At 65.5% G+C, this 17,747-nt stretch carries 20 protein-coding genes; 10 read left to right on the top strand and 10 right to left on the bottom strand.

Annotated features, from left to right (window positions below):
* Window positions 1-219 precede the first annotated feature (219 nt).
* The 3 genes from K2O51_RS19830 (at window position 220) to K2O51_RS19840 (ending at window position 2,865) form a co-directional block, all read left to right on the top strand.
* Complete coding sequence (locus K2O51_RS19830) at window positions 220-1,248, top strand: alpha/beta hydrolase (protein WP_140949170.1); 1,029 nt, start codon at window positions 220-222, stop codon at window positions 1,246-1,248.
* 87 nt (window positions 1,249-1,335) lie between these two features.
* The gene (locus tag K2O51_RS19835) at window positions 1,336-2,319 is read left to right on the top strand and encodes a tripartite tricarboxylate transporter substrate binding protein (RefSeq protein WP_140949171.1); all 984 of its coding nucleotides are present in this window, start codon (window positions 1,336-1,338) and stop codon (window positions 2,317-2,319) included.
* Between the two features lie 108 nt (window positions 2,320-2,427).
* Window positions 2,428-2,865, top strand: a complete 438-nt coding sequence (locus tag K2O51_RS19840; protein ID WP_011297590.1) for a YbgC/FadM family acyl-CoA thioesterase — start codon at window positions 2,428-2,430, stop codon at window positions 2,863-2,865.
* Window positions 2,866-2,977: 112 nt separating this feature from the next.
* On the opposite strand, the gene denD is transcribed toward K2O51_RS19840, so the two are convergent.
* The 7 genes from denD to K2O51_RS19875 all read right to left on the bottom strand — a co-directional run bounded on the left by denD (window position 2,978) and on the right by K2O51_RS19875 (window position 9,912).
* Window positions 2,978-3,952, bottom strand: a complete 975-nt coding sequence (gene denD / locus K2O51_RS19845; RefSeq protein WP_220631529.1) for a D-erythronate dehydrogenase — start codon at window positions 3,950-3,952, stop codon at window positions 2,978-2,980.
* Between the two features lie 20 nt (window positions 3,953-3,972).
* Entirely contained in the window at window positions 3,973-4,755 is a 783-nt protein-coding gene (otnI, locus tag K2O51_RS19850; protein ID WP_220631530.1) for a 2-oxo-tetronate isomerase, read from the bottom strand.
* Window positions 4,756-4,791: 36 nt separating this feature from the next.
* Window positions 4,792-6,156, bottom strand: a complete 1,365-nt coding sequence (locus tag K2O51_RS19855; RefSeq protein ID WP_011297593.1) for an MFS transporter — start codon at window positions 6,154-6,156, stop codon at window positions 4,792-4,794.
* Window positions 6,157-6,264: 108 nt separating this feature from the next.
* Window positions 6,265-6,918 (bottom strand): 3-oxo-tetronate 4-phosphate decarboxylase, encoded by a 654-nt coding sequence (gene otnC, locus K2O51_RS19860; RefSeq protein ID WP_011297594.1) that lies wholly within the window; start codon window positions 6,916-6,918, stop codon window positions 6,265-6,267.
* Window positions 6,918-8,216: a 3-oxo-tetronate kinase gene (otnK, locus tag K2O51_RS19865; RefSeq protein WP_220631531.1), complete on the bottom strand. Its 1,299-nt coding sequence runs from the start codon at window positions 8,214-8,216 to the stop codon at window positions 6,918-6,920. Before otnK ends, otnC begins: the two co-directional genes overlap by 1 nt.
* 13 nt (window positions 8,217-8,229) lie before the next feature.
* A complete protein-coding gene (ltnD, locus tag K2O51_RS19870) occupies window positions 8,230-9,123 on the bottom strand; it encodes an L-threonate dehydrogenase (RefSeq protein ID WP_011297596.1) in 894 nt (297 codons plus the stop codon).
* Between the two features lie 51 nt (window positions 9,124-9,174).
* Window positions 9,175-9,912: a FadR/GntR family transcriptional regulator gene (locus K2O51_RS19875; RefSeq protein ID WP_011297597.1), complete on the bottom strand. Its 738-nt coding sequence runs from the start codon at window positions 9,910-9,912 to the stop codon at window positions 9,175-9,177.
* 196 nt (window positions 9,913-10,108) lie between these two features.
* Here K2O51_RS19875 and K2O51_RS19880 point away from each other — a divergent pair, with 196 nt between their 5' ends.
* Window positions 10,109-10,537 (top strand): GNAT family N-acetyltransferase, encoded by a 429-nt coding sequence (locus tag K2O51_RS19880; protein ID WP_011297598.1) that lies wholly within the window; start codon window positions 10,109-10,111, stop codon window positions 10,535-10,537.
* Here the strand turns inward: K2O51_RS19880 and K2O51_RS19885 are convergent, their stop codons facing one another.
* The 3 genes from K2O51_RS19885 to ygfZ are packed head-to-tail and all read right to left on the bottom strand — an operon-like array spanning window position 10,538 to window position 12,724.
* Window positions 10,538-11,365 carry an NRDE family protein gene (locus K2O51_RS19885; RefSeq protein ID WP_011297599.1) on the bottom strand — a complete coding sequence of 276 codons (828 nt, stop codon included), beginning with the start codon at window positions 11,363-11,365 and terminating at the stop codon, window positions 10,538-10,540.
* 45 nt (window positions 11,366-11,410) lie between these two features.
* Window positions 11,411-11,701 carry a DUF4936 family protein gene (locus K2O51_RS19890; RefSeq protein ID WP_011297600.1) on the bottom strand — a complete coding sequence of 97 codons (291 nt, stop codon included), beginning with the start codon at window positions 11,699-11,701 and terminating at the stop codon, window positions 11,411-11,413.
* Window positions 11,702-11,716: 15 nt separating this feature from the next.
* Entirely contained in the window at window positions 11,717-12,724 is a 1,008-nt protein-coding gene (gene ygfZ, locus K2O51_RS19895; protein ID WP_235679912.1) for a CAF17-like 4Fe-4S cluster assembly/insertion protein YgfZ, read from the bottom strand.
* 187 nt (window positions 12,725-12,911) lie between these two features.
* On the opposite strand from ygfZ, the gene mltG reads away from it, so the two are divergent.
* The 6 genes from mltG to K2O51_RS19925 all read left to right on the top strand — a co-directional run bounded on the left by mltG (window position 12,912) and on the right by K2O51_RS19925 (window position 17,732).
* Window positions 12,912-13,907 (top strand): endolytic transglycosylase MltG, encoded by a 996-nt coding sequence (mltG, locus tag K2O51_RS19900; protein ID WP_011297602.1) that lies wholly within the window; start codon window positions 12,912-12,914, stop codon window positions 13,905-13,907.
* 6 nt (window positions 13,908-13,913) lie between these two features.
* Window positions 13,914-14,525, top strand: coding sequence for a dTMP kinase (gene tmk / locus K2O51_RS19905; RefSeq protein ID WP_011297603.1), 612 nt, complete (start codon window positions 13,914-13,916; stop codon window positions 14,523-14,525).
* A 116-nt stretch (window positions 14,526-14,641) separates the two neighbouring features.
* A complete protein-coding gene (locus K2O51_RS19910) occupies window positions 14,642-15,655 on the top strand; it encodes a DNA polymerase III subunit delta' (RefSeq protein ID WP_011297604.1) in 1,014 nt (337 codons plus the stop codon).
* Window positions 15,656-15,751: 96 nt separating this feature from the next.
* Window positions 15,752-16,159 carry a PilZ domain-containing protein gene (locus tag K2O51_RS19915; RefSeq protein ID WP_011297605.1) on the top strand — a complete coding sequence of 136 codons (408 nt, stop codon included), beginning with the start codon at window positions 15,752-15,754 and terminating at the stop codon, window positions 16,157-16,159.
* A 36-nt stretch (window positions 16,160-16,195) separates the two neighbouring features.
* Entirely contained in the window at window positions 16,196-16,993 is a 798-nt protein-coding gene (locus tag K2O51_RS19920; protein WP_011297606.1) for a TatD family hydrolase, read from the top strand.
* Window positions 16,986-17,732, top strand: a complete 747-nt coding sequence (locus tag K2O51_RS19925; RefSeq protein ID WP_011297607.1) for an ankyrin repeat domain-containing protein — start codon at window positions 16,986-16,988, stop codon at window positions 17,730-17,732. Before K2O51_RS19920 ends, K2O51_RS19925 begins: the two co-directional genes overlap by 8 nt.
* The last annotated feature ends 15 nt before the right edge of the window (window positions 17,733-17,747 follow it).

Here is a 17,747-nt window from a genome sequence, read left to right on the forward strand (position 1 = left end):
CCAAGCGGATGAACTAGGGCGATCATCGCCCAGAAACACCCGCTCGCGTGCACGCATCGGGGTTATTTCGTAATGTCTGCTTCTTGAAACACTGGCATGATACTGAAATCGAACGACCGTTCACAATTCGAACTTCCCCCGACTTCGGGGGAAGCCCCGAGTCATAGTGCGGATGCCCAACAGGCCGCCGCCCATGCTGTATCGACGCCAGTATCTGCCATGTCTGCCGTAACCTCCGCCTCGTCCGCTGTGCCGGCCAGCCAGTCTGTCGCTGGCATGCCTGCCGTGCCGCTCGACCCGCAGGTAGCGGCGCTGCTCGACCTGATTGCACGCGCCAAGCGGCCACCCATTCATGTGATGGACGTGGAAGACGCCAAGATCGCCTACGAGAAGAGTGCGCCCATCCTTGATATCTCGCCGCTGCCCATGCATGCGGTCGACGATCTCCACGTCTGCGCGCGCGACGGCCATGGGATTCCGGTGCGCCTGTACGCGCCGCGCGAGGCCAGTTGGGCCGATCCGCTGCCGATGCTCGTGTACTTTCACGGCGGCGGATTCACGGTCGGAAGCGTCAATTCCCACGACGCGCTGTGCCGCATGCAGGCTGCGCATGCCGACTGTATGGTGCTGTCGGTCGACTACCGCCTCGGACCGCAATGGCGCTTCCCCACCGCGGCCAACGACGCCTTCGACGTGCTGCACTGGGTCTTCGAAGAGGCCGCCCGGCTCGGCGCCGACCCCGCGCGTATTGCGCTGGGCGGTGACAGTGCCGGCGGCACGCTTGCCACGGCATGCGCCGTGCATGCGCGCGACAGCGGGCTGGCGCCCGTGCTGCAGTTGCTGATCTATCCCGGCACCTGCGCGCGGCAGGACACGCCGTCGCACGGGGCATTGGCGGAGGGCTATCTGCTCACGGCGGACATGATCCAGTGGTTCTTCTCGCATTACCTCGATCAGGAATCGAGCCGCGACGACTGGCGCTTTGCTCCGCTCGATGGCGGCGGCAGTGGTGCCGATGTGCGCGGCTGCTGTCCGGCGTGGATTGCCGTGGCCGGCTATGACCCGCTGCATGACGAAGGTGTGGCCTACGCCGATAAATTGCGCGCGGCGGGCGTGACGGTCACGCTGGCCGACTATGCTGGCATGATCCACGACTTTTTCAAGATGGGCCGCTTCGTGCCCGCCGTGGCGCAGGCGCATGCCGACGCCGTGGCGGCGCTCCGGGCCGCTTTCGGCACCGGGCAGTAACGCCGGGCCGCGGCACGAATCACACGAATTGCGGTCCGAACTCAAAAACTTTCAGCAGTGACTTGCAGCACAAGGAGACATCGTCAAATGCAACGCCGCCAATTCATCGCCCGTGCGGGCCTCGCCGCAGCCACCGCCGCACTGGGTTTTGCCGCCGTGCCCGCGTATGCGCAGGCAGAGAAATTCCCGCAACGTCCGATCCGCCTGGTCATCGGCTATACGGCAGGCGGTTCCACGGATATCCCGTTCCGCGTGCTGGCCGATAACGCATCGAAAATCCTCGGCCAGCCCGTCATCGTGGAGAACAAGCCCGGAGCCGGCGGCGTGCTGCCGGCCCAGATGATGCAATCGACCGCGCCTGACGGCTACACGCTGGCGCAAGTCGCGATGCCGGTCTACCGCCTGCCGTACACCACCAAGATCAACTGGGATCCGGTCAAGGACCTGAGCTACATCATCAACCTGGCGGGTTACTCGTTCGGCCTCGTGGTGCCGGCGGATTCGCCGATCAAGACCATGCAGGAGTACATCGCCTACGCCAAGGCCAACCCGGGCAAGCTGACCTACGGCTCGCCGGGCAGCATGACCACGCTCCACCTGACCATGGAAGAGCTGGCGCTGAAGCAGGGCGTGCAGTTCTCGCACATTCCGTACAAGGGCAATTCGGAATCGATGCAGGCGCTGCTCGGCGGCCATGTGATGTCCGTGGCCGACACGCCGGCGTGGGCGCCATACGTGGAGCAGGGCAAGCTGCGCCTGCTGTCCACCTGGGGCGAGAAGCGTTCGGCGCGCTTCCCCAACGTGCCGACGCTGAAGGAACTGGGCATGGGCATCGTGCAGACCTCGCCGTTTGGTCTGGTGGCGCCGAAGGGCACTGATCCGAAGATCGTGCAGAAACTGCATGATGCGTTCAAGAAGGCCATGGAAATGCCGAACTACCGCGAATCGCTGGCCAAGTTCGACATGGAGCCGTACTACATGAACAGCGCGCAGTACGCGCAGTTTGCCGCGGATACGGTGAAGAAGGAAAAGGCCATCATCGAAAAGCTGGGCCTGGCCAAGCCGCAATAAATCCGCAGGCATTTTTCTGCACCACGGCTCAGGCCGCCACGCTGCCTGCAACAGGCGGGGTGGCGGCCTGATTGCCATGTACAAGCCAGATCAGAGGAGACCAGCCAGATGGCCAAAGAAGATTTCCGCCACAGCATGCCGTTGCGCGTGCGGTGGGCCGAAGTCGATCCGCAGTCGATCGTTTTCAACGCGCATTACCTCACATACTGCGATATCTGCGTCACCGAATACTGGCGCGATGCCGGCATCCGGTATCCGGAGGACGTGCTGCACGCGCATGGCGTCGATATCTTCGTGGTCAAGTCGACGCTCGAATACCATGCGTCGGCGCGTTTTGACGATGTGCTCGACATCCGTGGCCGCATGGCGCGCATGGGGCGTTCGAGCATGCTGTTCCGCGTGGAGATGTACCGTGGCGACGAACACCTGATCACCGGCGAGATCGTCTATGTGTGCGCGGATCCGGAGTCGAAGACGTCGGCGCCGATTCCGGGGCCGGTGCGGGAGACGATCGCGGCGTATGAGGTGGTGAAGCCGGCCGGGTGACACCGACCGCCAGCAGAACTATCCCGCTGGTTTGCTCCCCTCTCCCGTTCGCGGAAGAGGGGACTGGTCGTCGGTAGATGCGAAGGCGTTGGCAGTAGCAAAGCCTTGTGGCTTACTTCGCCAACCCCGCATCCTCCCTATACGCCCGAATCACTTCATCAAAGCTCGCATCGCTCTGGAACCCGAGCGACACCGCACGCTCTGCATTCCACGCCGCCGGCCACGTGCCGACGATCTTCTCGATGCGTTCCTCGCGTTGCCACGTGACACGGTCAGCCACGGCATCGCCCGCGACGCGGCGCAGCGCTTCGACCATGCCTGCCGCCGTGACGGACAGCCCCGGAAGATTCACCACGCGGCGATTGCCGAGCCGCTCCCCGTCCAGCTCGATGCCGTTGACCAGCGCCGCCACGGCCGCGCGCGGCGACAGCAGCCACAACGGCGTGTCCGCCGCCACCGGGCAATTGGCTTCTACCCCCGACAGCGGCTCACGAATGATGCCGCTCGCAAACGACGAGGCTGCCGCATTGGGCTTGCCGGGCCGCACGCTGATGGTCGGCAGGCGCAGTACGCGCCCGTCGACAAAACCGCGACGGCTGTAGTCGGACAGCAGCAATTCGCCGATGGCCTTCTGCACGCCGTACGACGATTGCGGGTTCAGCGCGGTATCGTCCTGCACCACGGGCGGCAGCTCGCCGCCATAGACTGCGACCGAGCTGGTGAACAACACACGCGGCTTGTGGCCGAGCTCGCGGCACGTTTCGAGCAGCGCGCGCGAAGCGTCGAGGTTCACGCGCATGCCGAGCTCAAAGTCGGCTTCGGCCTGGCCCGACACCACGGCGGCAAGATGGAAGATGGCGCCTGTATCGGCGTCAATGGCCTGCGCGAGCACGGCAGGGTCCGACAGGTCGCCGGTCACCACGCGAACACGCGCGTCATCGAGGCCTTGCGGCGCAACGACGTCGAGCAGCGTCAGGCGGTCGAAGGCGACCGCCTTGCCACCCAGGTTCAGGGAGCCGCGCTGCAACAGCAGGCGCGCCAGTTGCAGGCCGAGGAAGCCGGCGCCGCCGGTAATCAGTACGTTCATGGCAATGCTTCTCAGAGGGTTCAGCGCTTCAGGTACGGCTTGATCCAGCCCAGGCCGGCCGAGGTGCCGGCGCGCGGCCGGTATTCGCAGCCGATCCAGCCCTGGTAGCCGAGGCTGTCGATCGCATCGAACAGGTAGGGGTAGTTCAGTTCGCCGATGTCCGGCTCGTGGCGCTCCGGCACGCCGGCGATCTGGATATGGCCGATGCCGGCGAAGTCGCGCTGCAGTTTCTTCGTGACATCGCCTTCGACGATCTGGCAGTGGTAGCAGTCGAACTGCACCTTCAGGTTCGCGGCGCCGACTTCCTTGCAGATGGCCTGGCCGTCGTCCTGGCGGTTCAGGAAATAGCCGGGCATGTCGCGTGTGTTGATCGGCTCGATCAGCACGGTGATGCCTTGGGCGGCAGCGGCCTTCGCGGCGTAGGCCAGGTTTTCCAGATAGGTGGCACGACAGCGCGCGAGGTCGGTATCGGCGGGAATCAGGCCGGCCATCACGTGGACACGGTCATTGCCGATCACGCCGGCGTATTCGAGCGCGCGGCCGAAGGCATCGCGGAACTCGGCTTCGCGGCCGGGCAGGGCGGCAATGCCGCGCTCGCCTGCGGCCCAGTCGCCCGGCGGCGCATTGAACAGCGCCTGCACGAGGCCGCTGGCGTCGAGTCGCGCACGCAGTTCGGCGGCCGGGTACTCGTACGGGAACAGGTACTCGACGGCCTGGAAGCCGTCCGCCGCGGCAGCGGCGAAGCGGTCCAGGAAGTCGTGCTCCGTGTACATCATCGAAAGGTTGGCGGCGAAACGCGGCATGGTTGGATTCCAGTTGTGAGTCTTTAAAGCGGCGGATCAGCGGTTGACCAGCTTGGCCGGCGTCAGCCACACGAGCACCGCGCCAATGACCAGGATCGCGGAAAGCACATACATGGGCAGCTGCGTGCTGTGGGTCATGTCTTTCAGCGCACCGATCATGTACGGCGACACGAAACCGGCCAGGTTGCCCACCGAGTTGACCACCGCGATGCCCGAGGCCGCGGCGATGCCCGACAGAAACGCGGTCGGCAGCGACCAGAACAGCGGCGCGCAGGTCAGTACGCCAGCGGCAGCCACGGACAGCGCGGCGATGGCCACGGTCGTATTGTCGGTAAACGAAGCCGCAACCGCAAAGCCCGCGGCACCCATCAGCGCAGGCACGATCAGGTGCCAGCGGCGCTCGCGGCGCGCGTCGGCGCTGTGGCCGAGGATATTCATCACGACGACCGCACACAGAAACGGAATCGCCGACAGCAGGCCGATATTGAAGTTGCCGGTCACGCCGCTCGCCTTGACCAGCGTGGGCATCCAGAACGTCAGCGCGTACTGGCCGGTGACGAAGCAGAAGTAGATCAGGCACATCCACCAGACGCGGCTGTCGCTGAAGACGGCGCCGAGCGAATGGCCATGCGCCTTGCCGGAGGCCGCGCCCGCGTTCTGCTGGTCTTCCTCGATATTGCGCTTGAGCACGCGCTTCTCGTCGGCGTCGAGCCACGGCGCCTTGTCGATGCCGTCGCGCAGCACGAAGACGGTTACCACGCCGATCACGAATGCGGGCAGGGCTTCGATCACGAACATCCATTGCCAGCCGCGCAGGCCGTGGGTATCGTTGAACGCGTCCATGATCCATCCCGACAGCGGGTTGCCGAACATGCCGGCCACTGGAATGCCCGACATGAAAAGGGCGATCATCTTCGCGCGACGGTTGGCCGGGTACCAGTAGGTCAGGTACAGGATCACACCCGGGTAGAAGCCTGCTTCGGCCAGGCCGAGCAGGAAGCGCATCACGTAGAACTGTGTCGGCGTCTGCACGAACATGAACAGTGACGAGATGATGCCCCACGTGATCATGATGCGCGCTATCCATATGCGCGCGCCGAGCTTGTGCATCAGCAGGTTGCTAGGCAACTCGAACAGGAAGTAGCCGATGAAGAAAAGACCGGCGCCAAGGCCGAACACGGTCTCGGAAAAGGCCAGGTCCTGGCCCATCTGCAGCTTGGCGAAGCCGACATTGACGCGATCGAGGTACGCGATCACGTAGCACAGCATCAGGAAAGGCATGATGCGCCAGAACACCTTGTTATAGGCGCGTTTTTCGACCTGGGCGTCGGCATCGAGCCGGGCATTGGCGCCCAGGCTGTCGTAGGCGGGCACGCTGGCCGCGGGTTGGTTGGGATTCACGGTGGTCTCCGGTTCGGGTTTCGAGGGCGCGCGTGTTCTCCGCGCGGCAGCCTTGTGGCTGCTGCGCACGGGATCGCGTCTGTATTAGTGGGGTACTGCTGCGATGGTCTACCAGCGGGCCTGGAAGGTCTCCCGTAGTTCAGCCAGAGCGCTCTCGCCGAGCGCGGCGCGGGCCGCGAAGCCCGGCATGTCTTTCATCATCATCCAGAGCTTCGCGGTCTCTTCCAGCTCTTCGAGCGCGAACGCTGCGCGCGAGACGCTGGATTCCCACACCACGGGACCGAGTCGCTCGAGCATCACGCCGCGCACCTTGTTGGCAAGCGAGGCGACACGCGCCGCCACGGCCGGATCGCCCGGCCGGTGGTACGGGATCATCGGGATATGACCGACCTTCATCACGTAGTAAGGCGTGAGCGGCGGCACGATATCGTCGGGCTGCCACACGCCGGCCAGCGTCAATGCGACAAGATGCGTCGAGTGCGTGTGCACGACTGCCTTCGCCTCGGCATTGTGGTCGTAGATGGCACGGTGCAGCGTCAGCGTCTTCGACGGCTTGTCGCCGGACACCCAGTTGCCATCTGCGGATACCTTCGCCACGGCAGCCGGATCCATCATGCCGAGGCACGCGTCGGTCGGCGTGATCAGCCAGCCGTCATCAAGCCGCGCGCTGATATTGCCGGCCGAGCCAACGGTATAGCCGCGCTGGTACAGGCTAGCGCCGATGCGGCAGATCTCTTCGCGCAGCTTGCTTTCCTGGCTCATCACTGGCCTCCGAGTTGCGCGAGCGCTTCGGCGAAGAAGTCCTCGCCGCCGAAGTTGCCCGATTTCAACGCTAGCGCGAGGGGCTGCGCATCGAGCGTGACGGTCGCGGGCACGCCCGGCGCGATCTGTGCGCCGATACGCAATGCGCGGACGCCAAGCGCCTGCACGACGGCGCCGGAAGTCTCGCCACCCGCGACGACAAAGCGGCGCGTGCCACGTGCGAGCAGGCCTGCGGCGATGCCGGCCAGCGCTTGTTCGACCAGATGACCGGCACGTTCCACGCCGAGTTCGGCCTGCACGGCTTTGACTTCATCGGGACTGGAGGTCGCGTAGATCAGCACTGGCTCGTCATGGTTCGCGGCGAAGGCAAGCGCTGTATCCACAATGGCTTCGCCGCGTGCGAGCGCGAGCGGATCGATGCGCAGCGCGGGACGGCCCTGTTCGAGCCAGCGTGCCACCTGTCCGTTCGTCGCACGAGAGGCGCTGCCGGCCAGCACTACGCCATGGCCGTCGACACGCGGGACGGACGCGGCATCGCCGCGCTGCGGCAGCAGGCCTGCGCGGCGGAAGTTCTCGGGCAGGCCGAGCGCGATGCCCGACCCGCCAGTGATCAGCGGCAGGTTCGCGCATGCTTCGCCAAGGGTGAACAAGTCGGCGTCGGACACGGCGTCGGCAATCGCAAGGTGATTGCCATCGGCGCGCAGCGCTTCGATGCGCGCTGTCGTGGCAGCGGGACCCCGTGCAACAGCGTCATAGCGCAGCAGACCGACCTTCGCTTTGCTCTGCCGCTGCAGCACGCGCACAAGGTTTGCGTCGCGCATCGGCGTGAGCGGATGGTTCTCCATGCCCGATTCGTTCAGCAGTCCATCGCCGACAAACAGGTGGCCGCGGAAAATGGTGCGTCCATTCTCGGGGAAGGCCGGGCAGGCGATCGTGAAATCGCTGTCCAGTGCCGCGAGCAGGGCTTCGGCGACCGGGCCGATATTGCCGACGTCGGTCGAATCGAACGTCGAGCAGTACTTGAAAACGAACTGCCGGCAGCCCTGCGCGCGCAGCCATTCGAGTGCGGCCAACGATTGCGACACGGCGTCGGCGGCGGGAATGGTGCGCGACTTCAGTGCGACCACGATTGCATCGGCCTGGCCGACGTCCCGCACGGCGTGCGCGTCGGGCACGCCGATCGTCTGCACAGTGCGCATGCCGTTGCGCACGAGCGTATTGGCGAGGTCGGTGGCGCCGGTGAAGTCGTCGGCGATGCAGCCGAGCAGCGGGCGATCTTGTTGCTGGATGGCGGTCATGACGTGCTTCGCCTCACTCTGCCTTGGCCGGCAGTTCGATGCCGGGGAAGATCTTGATCACGGCGGAATCGTCTTCGCCGCCGTGGCCGGCGGTGGAGGCCATCATGAACATCTGGTGCGCGGCGGCGGACAGCGGCAGCGGGAATTTGCTGGTGCGCGCGGTATCGAGCACCATGCCGAGGTCCTTGACGAAGATATCGACTGCGGACAGCGGCGTGTAGTCGCCCGACAGGATATGCGGCACGCGGTTCTCGAACATCCACGAATTGCCGGCGCTATGGGTGATGACGTCGTACAGCGCATCCGGGTCCACACCTTCGCGCAGGCCCAGTGCCATGGCCTCCGCCGCGGCGGCGATATGCACGCCCGCCAGAAGCTGGTTGATGATTTTGACCTTGGAGCCGGCACCATGCGCGTTGCCCAGGCGGTAGACCTTGCCGGAGATCGCGGCCAGCACGTCCTCGGCCAGCGAATACGCTTCGGCGGGGCCGGACGTCATCATGGTCATCTCGCCGCTGGCCGCCCGCGCCGCGCCCCCGGACACCGGGGCATCGAGCAGAAGGATGCCTTGCTCGCCCAGGCGACGGCCCAGCGCTTCGGCAAACGAGGGCGGCACGGTCGCGCTCGCGATCACCAGCGTGCCGGAGTGCATCGTCGTGGCGGCACCGTCGGCACCGAACAGAACGGCCTCTGTCTGCTGGGCGTTGACTACCAGCGTGATCACGACATCGCAGCGGCTGCCCAGTTCGGCGGGGCTTGCGCACGGCACGCCGCCGGCGTCGGCAAAACGCTGCAGCACGTCGGGCCGAAGGTCGCAGGCGTGCACGGTAAATCCGGCTCGCAGCAGCGACTGCGCGACACCGTTGCCCATGGCGCCAAGGCCGATTACGCCGATATTCCGGGACATAGAAAACTCCTGATGCAGGTAAGGCAGGTCAATCGATAGGGCGGCGCCGGCTTAGCTGGCGGTGCCGGGACGCTCGTCGTCCGCTTCGTCCTGGCCGAGCTGGGACAGGCGGCGGGCGGCGTTGTACATGTGGTTCTGCGCGGCATTGCGCGCGGCCAGCGCGTCGCCGGCGCGAATCGCGGCGACGATAGCCTGGTGTTCCTCGCGCACCTGGCGCGTGAAGTCGGCGCGGCGCGCTTCGTTGGTCCGCGTCACGCGCGTGGCGGCTTCCAGGTACTGGCTCAGGAACTCCAGCGTTTTCAGGAAATAGGGATTGCCCGTGGCCGTGGCAATCGCGCGGTGGAAGGCCACGTCGGCCGCGACGCCGTCGCCCCCCTCGGCCACTTCCGCGTCAAGGCGGGCCAGCGCGGTGTCGATCGCCGTCATGGTGGCATCGGTGCGGCGGCGTGCCGCCTGCGCGGCCACCTCGGCCTCGATGGCACGGCGCAGTTCGACGATCTGCAGCACCGAGTCGAGCGTACCGGTGTCGGTGTAGTCGATCCGCAGCGGGCGGATACCGGCCTGTTCGGTCACGAACACGCCGCTGCCCTGGCGCGACTCGACTACGCCTTCGTACTTGAGCCGCGAGATCGCTTCGCGGATAACGGTGCGGCTGACGCCGAATTCTTCGGACAGTACGGCTTCGGTCGGCAGCTTGTCGCCCCGTGCGAAAGCGCCGCTCTGGATCTTGTCGAGCAGTTGCTCGGCGACGTTGTCGGTCAGGGCGCGGGCAGGTACTTTCTGGAACACGGCATCATCGGGTTATACGGTAGTCAGGTCATCATACAAATTTAATGGTGATATGGTACTGAGCGTAAACCCTGATTTGGTGCTTGCCGCACTAGACCGGTGCGGCCAACGGGGGCCGGATTGTGGGTATCATGTCGGCCGCTGGCTGCCATACCCGTAGTCCGGCTCGCCTTTACGTCATCTTCCCCGCATCGCCATGCCTGTCTCCGTCCTGATCTGCCCTTGGTCCGAAGCCCGTGAACGCGCGCGCGCCATCCGTTACACCGTGTTTGTCGAAGAGCAGGGCGTGCCGGTTGAGCTCGAGTGGGACGAATGGGATGAGCCGAGCTGGCACGCGCTGGCGCTGGCCGACGATGGCACGCCGGTCGCCACCGGCCGCCTGTTGCCGGATGGTCATATCGGCCGCATGGCGGTGCTCGCCTCGGTGCGCGGCACCGGGGTTGGCGCGCTGGTGCTGGGAGCGCTGATGCAGAAGGCCGTTGAACTGGGCTACCCCGAGCTCGTGCTCAATGCACAGACGCATGCCGCGCCGTTCTATGCGCGCGTCGGCTTTGCGCAGGTCGGGGATGAGTTCGAGGAAGCCGGCATCCCCCACGTGGAGATGCGCAAGCGGCTGGGCGCCTGATCAGCGCGGCGCCGGTACCGTGCCCGTGTCGCGCGCCAGGTTTAGCTTGCCGCGGTACGAAACCTCGCCGGTCTGACCGCTCGCATCAAAGCTGCGCTCGCTGAGGTCGAAGCGGCCGTCATGGCGCACGCGCAGCACGGTACTCGCGCGCGTGCCGTAGTTGCCCGAGCGGATAAACGCCGACGACAGCAGTTTCTCCCACTCGGGAGCGACGCCGGTCGACGGTAGCTCGAAGTCGGCAGCCTGCCGGTTATCGGCGAGCAGTTTTAGATAGGGTTCCGCGCTGGCATTGGCATGGCCGGTATCGGCCGCAAGCGCTTCCGCAAGCGCGCCCACGCGGCTGCGTACCTTTGGCCACGGTGTATCGAGTAGCGCATTGGACAGCCCGTACAGCCCCGGGCGCAGCCGCTGCGGCTGGCGCGAGGCAGAGCGGTTGCTGTACCACCAGAGTTCGTTAAGGTCGCTGGCCAGCAAGTTGAAGCCGTTGTAGCAGCCATCGGCGCCTGCCAGCGTGCCGAGGTAGTCCGCAGGCGCGTCATGCCCGCGCAGGAAGCCGGACACCAGTTCGCCGCGCGAACGCGCATCGGTGCGTTTTTCCGATGGGGCGCGATAGTTCGTCAGTGCAGCAAAGCGGCCATCTCCGCCCACACCCATCCAGGTGCCGGGCTCGCCGATCACGTCGGCCAGGTCGCGGCCGGCCAGCACGTGGGAGGCATCCTGCCACCAGTGCGCCGGCGCGGCGGGGCGCGCATAGAATTCGTCGCGATTGCCGGCCACCACCAGGGCATAGTCCGGGTGTGATTGCCAGGCAACCAGGATCAGGCACATTGCTTTGCTTCCTTCCGTTACGGCGCAGAACCAACTGCGACGACCCTAGAGCATGTCCAGGTCGATGAAGTGCTCGACCTGGCGCTCGCCATCGACCCATTGATCGAGTCCGCTCTGGCGCCACAATCCGGCAAGCGTGGCGTCGAAGGCGGGCGGGACATCGGCATAGCATTCCATCCAGGTCTGCACGCCGGCGCGGGTTTCCGGCCTGCGCATCAGCGTACCACCAATTCCGGTCGCTTCGGCAACCGTCTCCATCCAGCGATGCCAGTGCGGTAGCGCTTCGGTTGCCAGCGCTTCGGGGACGCGGAAATAGACGAAGACGTGATCGCTCATGGCAGCGTCCTGGGGTCAGCCGGCGGCCTGCGTGGCTTCCGGCAGCGGTACTTCGTAGGGGAGTTCGCCCACCGTCAGCGCAGCGCCTTCGGCGCTGCCCAGATGCAGGGCCGACGCGGCCGCATCGATCTTCAGTTCGGCCAAGCCCGCCCAGCCGCCTTGCGGGGCGGGGGCGGCGTTCACGACCATGCCGCACGGCTGCTGCGGATCTTCCGGGCGGAAGATCTCCGTAGCGGGCGCCGGCACGGCACCGTCGCCCTGCACCAGCCACATGCGGCGCTTGAGCGTGCCGCGGTACTGGCTGCGCGCCACGATTTCCTGGCCCGGGTAGCAGCCCTTGCGGAAATTGACGCCGCCGACCAGTTCGAAGTTGATCATCTGCGGCACGAACTGTTCCTGCGTCGCGGTGACGATGCGCGGGATGCCGGACTGGACATCGAGCCAGTCCCAGAACGCGGAGTCGGCGTCCGCCAATTCCCCGCTCAGCGCGGCACGGAATTCTCCGGCGCGTTCGGCCGGCAACACGGCTTGCCAGCGAGGCTGGCCAGCAGCGTCCGGCAGGCGGATAACGGTTGCGCTTTCAACACTGGCCGTGCCGAACACTGCGTCGGGCGCGGGCAGTCCGGCCTTGGCCAGTGCTTGGGCGGCTTGCGGACCCGCCGCGCCCACCACGGCCACGACAGGAGACATGTCGCTGAGCTTGGCCTTGGCGCGCAGGACGAACATGCTCAGGCGCTTCTGCAGCGCTGGCTGGATGTCGTCTGACAGTTGCAGCACGATGCCGTCCGCATCGCGCCACATCAGGAAGCTGGCCTGCAGGCGGCCCTTGGGCGAGCAATAGCCGGCCAGGCGGGCAGCGCCGGGGCCGAGGTCTTCGACCGCGTTGGTCAGCTGCGTGTGCAGGAAGGCAGCGGCATCATCGCCCGCCACGCGGATCCATCCGAGCCCGGCCGGTGCGCAGACAACGCCACGATTCTGCAAGGCGTCAAAGCTGGCGGAGAGGTTGTTGGCTGGGGCATTCATTTCAGGCATTCCGATCAGGCAATTGGGTGCATTGGACTGGTGCGCGCCGCGGTTCACCGACCGGCAAAGTCGTGGCCGCGCAAGGCTCCCGGTATTATATGAGGCTGCCGGCATTTCAGCCGGCGCCGGCAGCGCGCGGCTGGGACATCACCCGCAGTCCGGACGCTGCCGCGACCGAACGGATTTCATGACACGTCTTTTTCTACGCCTGGGACTGCTCGTCCTCGTTCTTGCCCTGGCTGCCGCCGGCGCTTTCGCGTGGTGGGCCAACCAGCCGCTGGGCCTGTCCGCCTCGCCTGTCGAAGTCGTCATCAAGCCGAATTCCGGTGTCGCCAGCGTCGGCCGCCAGCTCCAGCGCGGCGGCGTGAGCATGGACCCGCGCCTGTTCCAGTTGCTGGCGCGGCTGACCGGCCATGGTCCGGACCTGAAGGCAGGCGGCTATACATTCGAAACGGGCATTACGCCGATGGGTGTGGTCGGCAAGCTCGCACGCGGCGAAGTCACGCACTATGTCGTCACCGTGATCGAGGGCTGGGAATTCCGCAAGATGCGCGCCGCGGTGGATGCCAGCCCGGCTCTGCGCCATGACACGAAGGACATGTCGGACGCCGATCTGATGAAGGCGATTGGCGCCACGGAAGATGCCCCGGAAGGGCTCTTCTTCCCCGACACCTACCTGTTCGCGCGCGGCAGCAGCGATATCGAGCTGTACCGCCATGCCTACAAGGCCATGCAGCGGCGGCTGAACGAGGCCTGGAACGCGCGCTCCGCGGACCTGCCGTACAAGACCCCGTACGAGGCGCTGGTGATGGCGTCGATCGTCGAGAAGGAAACCGGCCAGGCCACCGAGCGCCCGATGATCGCCGCGGTGTTTGTCAACCGCCTGCGCAAGAACATGATGCTCCAGACCGACCCGACCGTGATCTACGGCATTGGCGAGCGCTTCGACGGCAACCTGCGCAAGCGCGACCTGCAGACCGACACGCCGTACAATACCTACACCCGTACCGGCCTGCCGCCCACGCCGATCGCGCTGCCGGGCCTGGCTTCGCTGGCCGCGGCTACCGCGCCGGCCCCGTCCGATGCGCTGTATTTCGTGGCGCGCGGCGACGGTACCAGCCATTTCTCCAATACGCTTCCCGAACACAACCGCGCGGTAGATCAGTACCAGCGCGGCAAATAAGCATCCATGCGCGGAAAATTCATTACCTTCGAAGGCATCGACGGCGCCGGCAAGAGCACCCATATCGGCGCGGTGGCGGCGCGGCTGCGCGAGCGCAAGGACATCCCGGCCGTTGTCACCACGCGCGAGCCGGGCGGTACGCCGCTGGGAGAGGACCTGCGACAGATCCTGCTGCACCGCAAGATGCACCTGGAAACCGAAGCGCTGCTGATGTTCGCGGCGCGCCGCGAACACATCGCGGAGGTCATCGAACCGGCGCTGGCACGTGGCGACTGGGTGATCTCGGACCGATTCACCGATGCCACGTTTGCTTACCAGGGCGGCGGAAGAGGGCTGGCCACGTCCCGGCTCGAAACGCTGGAAACGTGGGTACAGGACGGCCTGCAGCCGGACCTGACGCTGCTGTTCGATGTGCCGCTGGAAACCGCGAGCGAGCGCCTGGCCGGCGCGCGCGAGCCCGACAAGTTCGAGGCGGAATCGCGCGCGTTCTTCGAGCGTACGCGGGCCGAGTACCTGCGCCGCGCCGCGCAGGCGCCCGAACGCTTCCGCGTGATCGACGCCACGCAGAGCATTGAAGCCATTCGCGTCGAACTTGAAAAGATCATCTCAACGCTTTGATTTTCCAGCTTTATATTGATCGATAATAATGGACCGACGCTGTGCCGTTACGTCATCGGCAGCGGCACGGTTGTAAAGGTGACCCCTCGGCTTTCGCGGCTAACTGACTGATTCGCATGCTCTATCCCTGGCAAACGGAAGACTGGCAACGGCTTGGCGCGCTGCGCGAGCGGCTCCCCCATGCATTGCTGATCCATGGCCAGCAGGGCACCGGCAAGCGTGACCTGGCGCTGCACTTTGCGCAGGGTCTGCTGTGCGAATCGCCGCGGCCAGACGGCCAGCCCTGTGGCCAGTGCGCTGCCTGTCACTGGTTCAGCCAGGGCAACCATCCTGATTTCACGGTGGTACGACCTGAAGCGCTGGAGTCCGGCGGTGAAGGCGAGGCCGATGACAGCGGCAAGAAGAAGGCGCCCAGCAAGATCATTCGCATGGAGCAGGTGCGCGCGCTGATTGACGCGGTGGGGGTGGGCACGCACCGGGCGGGCCTGCGCGTTGTGGTGGTCTATCCGCTGGACGCGCTGCAGGTTGAAGGGGCCAACGCGTTGCTGAAGACGCTCGAGGAGCCCCCGTCGTCGACGGTCTTCCTGCTCGTTACGGACCGGCTCGATCGCATCCTGCCGACCATCCTGTCGCGCTGCCGCCAGTTTTCCACTCAGCGGCCAACGCCAGAAGCGGCGCTGGCCTGGCTCAAGAGCCAGGGCGTTGCCGACGCCGAGGCGCAGCTTGCGCTGGCTGGCGGCTCGCCGCTGACCGCTCTGCATGCCGCGGAGGCCGAGGAGCAGCCGCTGCAGCGCTGGCTGGTCGGCCAACTGGGTGCTGGCGCCGAATTTGACGCGACTGGTGCGGCGGAACAACTACAAAAGCTGCCGGTGCCCGCCGTGCTTGGCATCCTCCAGCGCTGGACGTACGATCTGCTGAAGTGCCGGCTCGACGCCTCGGGCAACGCGGTGCCGCGCTACTTCCCGAAGGAGCGCACCGTGCTGGCGCGTTGCGCGGGTGCCTCCAATGCCCATCGGCTGCAGGCATTTGCCACGCGCCTCAGCGCGCACCGGCGCAGCGAGAACCATCCGCTCGCGCCGAGGCTGGTGATGGAATCCGTGTTTCTTGAATACCGGCAGCTGTTCCACTGACGCCTCCGGCGCAGTACGCGGGGCCCGGCTACAGCCGGGGTGCAGGACCAAAACATCTATAACACAAAGCTGTAGCAGGTCAGAAAGGGGTCAGTCATGAGTACAGATGTCGCAACCTTGCCGCCTCGCGCGGCCGGCGCTTCGGCCGGAACTACGGGCGGAACGCCATCGCGGCCGAACGTGTTGTCCTTGTCGATCAAGGATCAGGCCGGGCTTTACGCCGCATACATGCCGTTCCTGACGCGTGGCGGGATTTTCGTGCCGTCGAACCGGCCGTTCCGGCTTGGCGAGCAAGTGTTCCTGGTTCTGTCGCTGCTGGATCGGCCGCAGAAGTACCAAGTGGCTGGGCACGTGGCCTGGATCACGCCGCCGGGCACACCGATGAAGACGCCGGGTGTTGGGGTGCATTTCCCCGATGACGACAATGGCCGCAACCTCCGCCGTGCCGTCGAGGAGATCCTGGGCAAGCAACTGGAATCCGGCCGGCCCACGCAAACCTTGTGAAATACAAGAGGTTTGCATCGTAACTCATTGTTTATAATGAATTTTGTAGATTCGCATTGCCATATCGATTTCCCCGACCTGGCCGCCCGGCTACCTGAACTGCTGGAGAATATGCGCGCCAACCAGGTGTCGCATGCGCTCTGCATCTCGGTGACGCTCGAAGACTTTCCACGCGTGCTCGCGCTGGCCGAGCAGCATCCGAACCTGTACGCGTCGGTTGGTGTCCACCCGGACTACGAGGAGGGCGAAGAGCCCACGCTGGAACGCCTGCTGGAGCTCTCCGCTCACCCGCGCGTGGTTGGCACTGGCGAAACCGGCCTGGACTACTACCGGCTGAATGGACGCAGCATCGCCGACATGGAGTGGCAACGCGAGCGTTTCCGCACCCATATCCGCGCCGCGCGCCAGACCGGCAAACCGCTGATCATCCATACCCGCTCATCGGCCGACGACACGCTGCGCGTGATGCGCGAGGAAAACGCGGGCGAGGCCGGCGGCGTGATGCATTGCTTCACGGAGACCTGGGACGTCGCGAAACAGGCGCTGGACGAGGGATTCCACATCTCGTTCTCGGGCATCGTCACCTTCAAGAGCGCGGCGGACCTGCAGGAAACCGCGCGCAAGGTGCCGCTGGACCGCATGCTGATCGAGACCGATTCGCCGTACCTGGCGCCCGTGCCGTACCGCGGCAAGACCAACGAACCAGCCTGGGTGCGCCACGTGGGCGAGTTCATCGCCAAGCTGCGCGGTCTGCCGGTGGAGCAGATTGCCGAACAGACGACTGACAATTTCTTCAAGCTTTTCAAGCACATCGACAGGGAAGCCCATGTTTGACCTGAAATCCATCCGCAGCCTGACGGGCGCTGTACTGCTCGGCTGCGCGGCGCTGGTCTGGGCCGCGCCGGTCGACGATATGCGCAAGGCCGTGGAATTCGACGACGCGCGCACCGTGCAGAAGCTGCTGGGCCGCGGCGTGAATCCGAATCTCGCGGATAGCCGTGGCGATCCGATGCTGGTCATCGCGCTGCGTGAGAAATCGCTGAAAGCAGCGGCGGCACTGATCAAGGCCAAGGACATCGACTTCGACAAAGCCAACCCGGCGGGCGAGACGCCGCTGATGATGGCTTCGCTTCAGGGCGAGCTTGATATGGTCAAGCTGATGGTCGACGACATGGAGGCCGAGGTGAACAAGACCGGCTGGACGCCGCTGCATTACGCATGCACGACCGGCCACAACGACGTCGTCAAATACCTGATCGACCACGCCGCCTATATCGACGCCGAAAGCCCGAACGGCACCACGCCGCTGATGATGGCCGCGCGTAGTGGCCATATCGAGACCGTGAAGCTGCTGCTCGACGAAGGCGCCGACATGCGCCTGAAGAACCAGCAGGGCATGACGGTGATCGACTTTGCCGAGCGCTATAACCAGGCGGAAATTGCCACTGGACTGAAATCGCGCTGGCAGAAGCTCTACCCGCAGGTGCCCATCGTCGCCGCGCCGCCGCTGAAGGCTCCAGTCGCGCAGCCCGGCGGGCAGCCGATCAAGGCCGTGCCGGCCAGCGGCAAGTAAATTCCGCCCAACGGC

It is taken from the genome of Cupriavidus pinatubonensis (assembly GCF_019602855.1).
Lineage (GTDB): Bacteria > Pseudomonadota > Gammaproteobacteria > Burkholderiales > Burkholderiaceae > Cupriavidus > Cupriavidus pinatubonensis.

Excerpts from the sequence above, each read along its gene's own strand:
- K2O51_RS19830 (WP_140949170.1), top strand. The coding sequence starts at position 220 with ATGTCTGCCGTAACCTCCGCCTCGTCCGCTGTGCCGGCCAGCCAGTCT.
- K2O51_RS19835 (WP_140949171.1), top strand. The coding sequence starts at position 1,336 with ATGCAACGCCGCCAATTCATCGCCCGTGCGGGCCTCGCCGCAGCCACC.
- K2O51_RS19840 (WP_011297590.1), top strand. The coding sequence starts at position 2,428 with ATGGCCAAAGAAGATTTCCGCCACAGCATGCCGTTGCGCGTGCGGTGG.
- denD (WP_220631529.1), bottom strand. The coding sequence starts at position 3,952 with ATGAACGTACTGATTACCGGCGGCGCCGGCTTCCTCGGCCTGCAACTG.
- otnI (WP_220631530.1), bottom strand. The coding sequence starts at position 4,755 with ATGCCGCGTTTCGCCGCCAACCTTTCGATGATGTACACGGAGCACGAC.
- otnC (WP_011297594.1), bottom strand. The coding sequence starts at position 6,918 with ATGAGCCAGGAAAGCAAGCTGCGCGAAGAGATCTGCCGCATCGGCGCT.
- otnK (WP_220631531.1), bottom strand. The coding sequence starts at position 8,216 with ATGACCGCCATCCAGCAACAAGATCGCCCGCTGCTCGGCTGCATCGCC.
- ltnD (WP_011297596.1), bottom strand. The coding sequence starts at position 9,123 with ATGTCCCGGAATATCGGCGTAATCGGCCTTGGCGCCATGGGCAACGGT.
- K2O51_RS19880 (WP_011297598.1), top strand. The coding sequence starts at position 10,109 with ATGCCTGTCTCCGTCCTGATCTGCCCTTGGTCCGAAGCCCGTGAACGC.
- K2O51_RS19885 (WP_011297599.1), bottom strand. The coding sequence starts at position 11,365 with ATGTGCCTGATCCTGGTTGCCTGGCAATCACACCCGGACTATGCCCTG.
- K2O51_RS19890 (WP_011297600.1), bottom strand. The coding sequence starts at position 11,701 with ATGAGCGATCACGTCTTCGTCTATTTCCGCGTCCCCGAAGCGCTGGCA.
- ygfZ (WP_235679912.1), bottom strand. The coding sequence starts at position 12,724 with ATGAATGCCCCAGCCAACAACCTCTCCGCCAGCTTTGACGCCTTGCAG.
- mltG (WP_011297602.1), top strand. The coding sequence starts at position 12,912 with ATGACACGTCTTTTTCTACGCCTGGGACTGCTCGTCCTCGTTCTTGCC.
- tmk (WP_011297603.1), top strand. The coding sequence starts at position 13,914 with ATGCGCGGAAAATTCATTACCTTCGAAGGCATCGACGGCGCCGGCAAG.
- K2O51_RS19910 (WP_011297604.1), top strand. The coding sequence starts at position 14,642 with ATGCTCTATCCCTGGCAAACGGAAGACTGGCAACGGCTTGGCGCGCTG.
- K2O51_RS19915 (WP_011297605.1), top strand. The coding sequence starts at position 15,752 with ATGAGTACAGATGTCGCAACCTTGCCGCCTCGCGCGGCCGGCGCTTCG.
- K2O51_RS19920 (WP_011297606.1), top strand. The coding sequence starts at position 16,196 with ATGAATTTTGTAGATTCGCATTGCCATATCGATTTCCCCGACCTGGCC.
- K2O51_RS19925 (WP_011297607.1), top strand. The coding sequence starts at position 16,986 with ATGTTTGACCTGAAATCCATCCGCAGCCTGACGGGCGCTGTACTGCTC.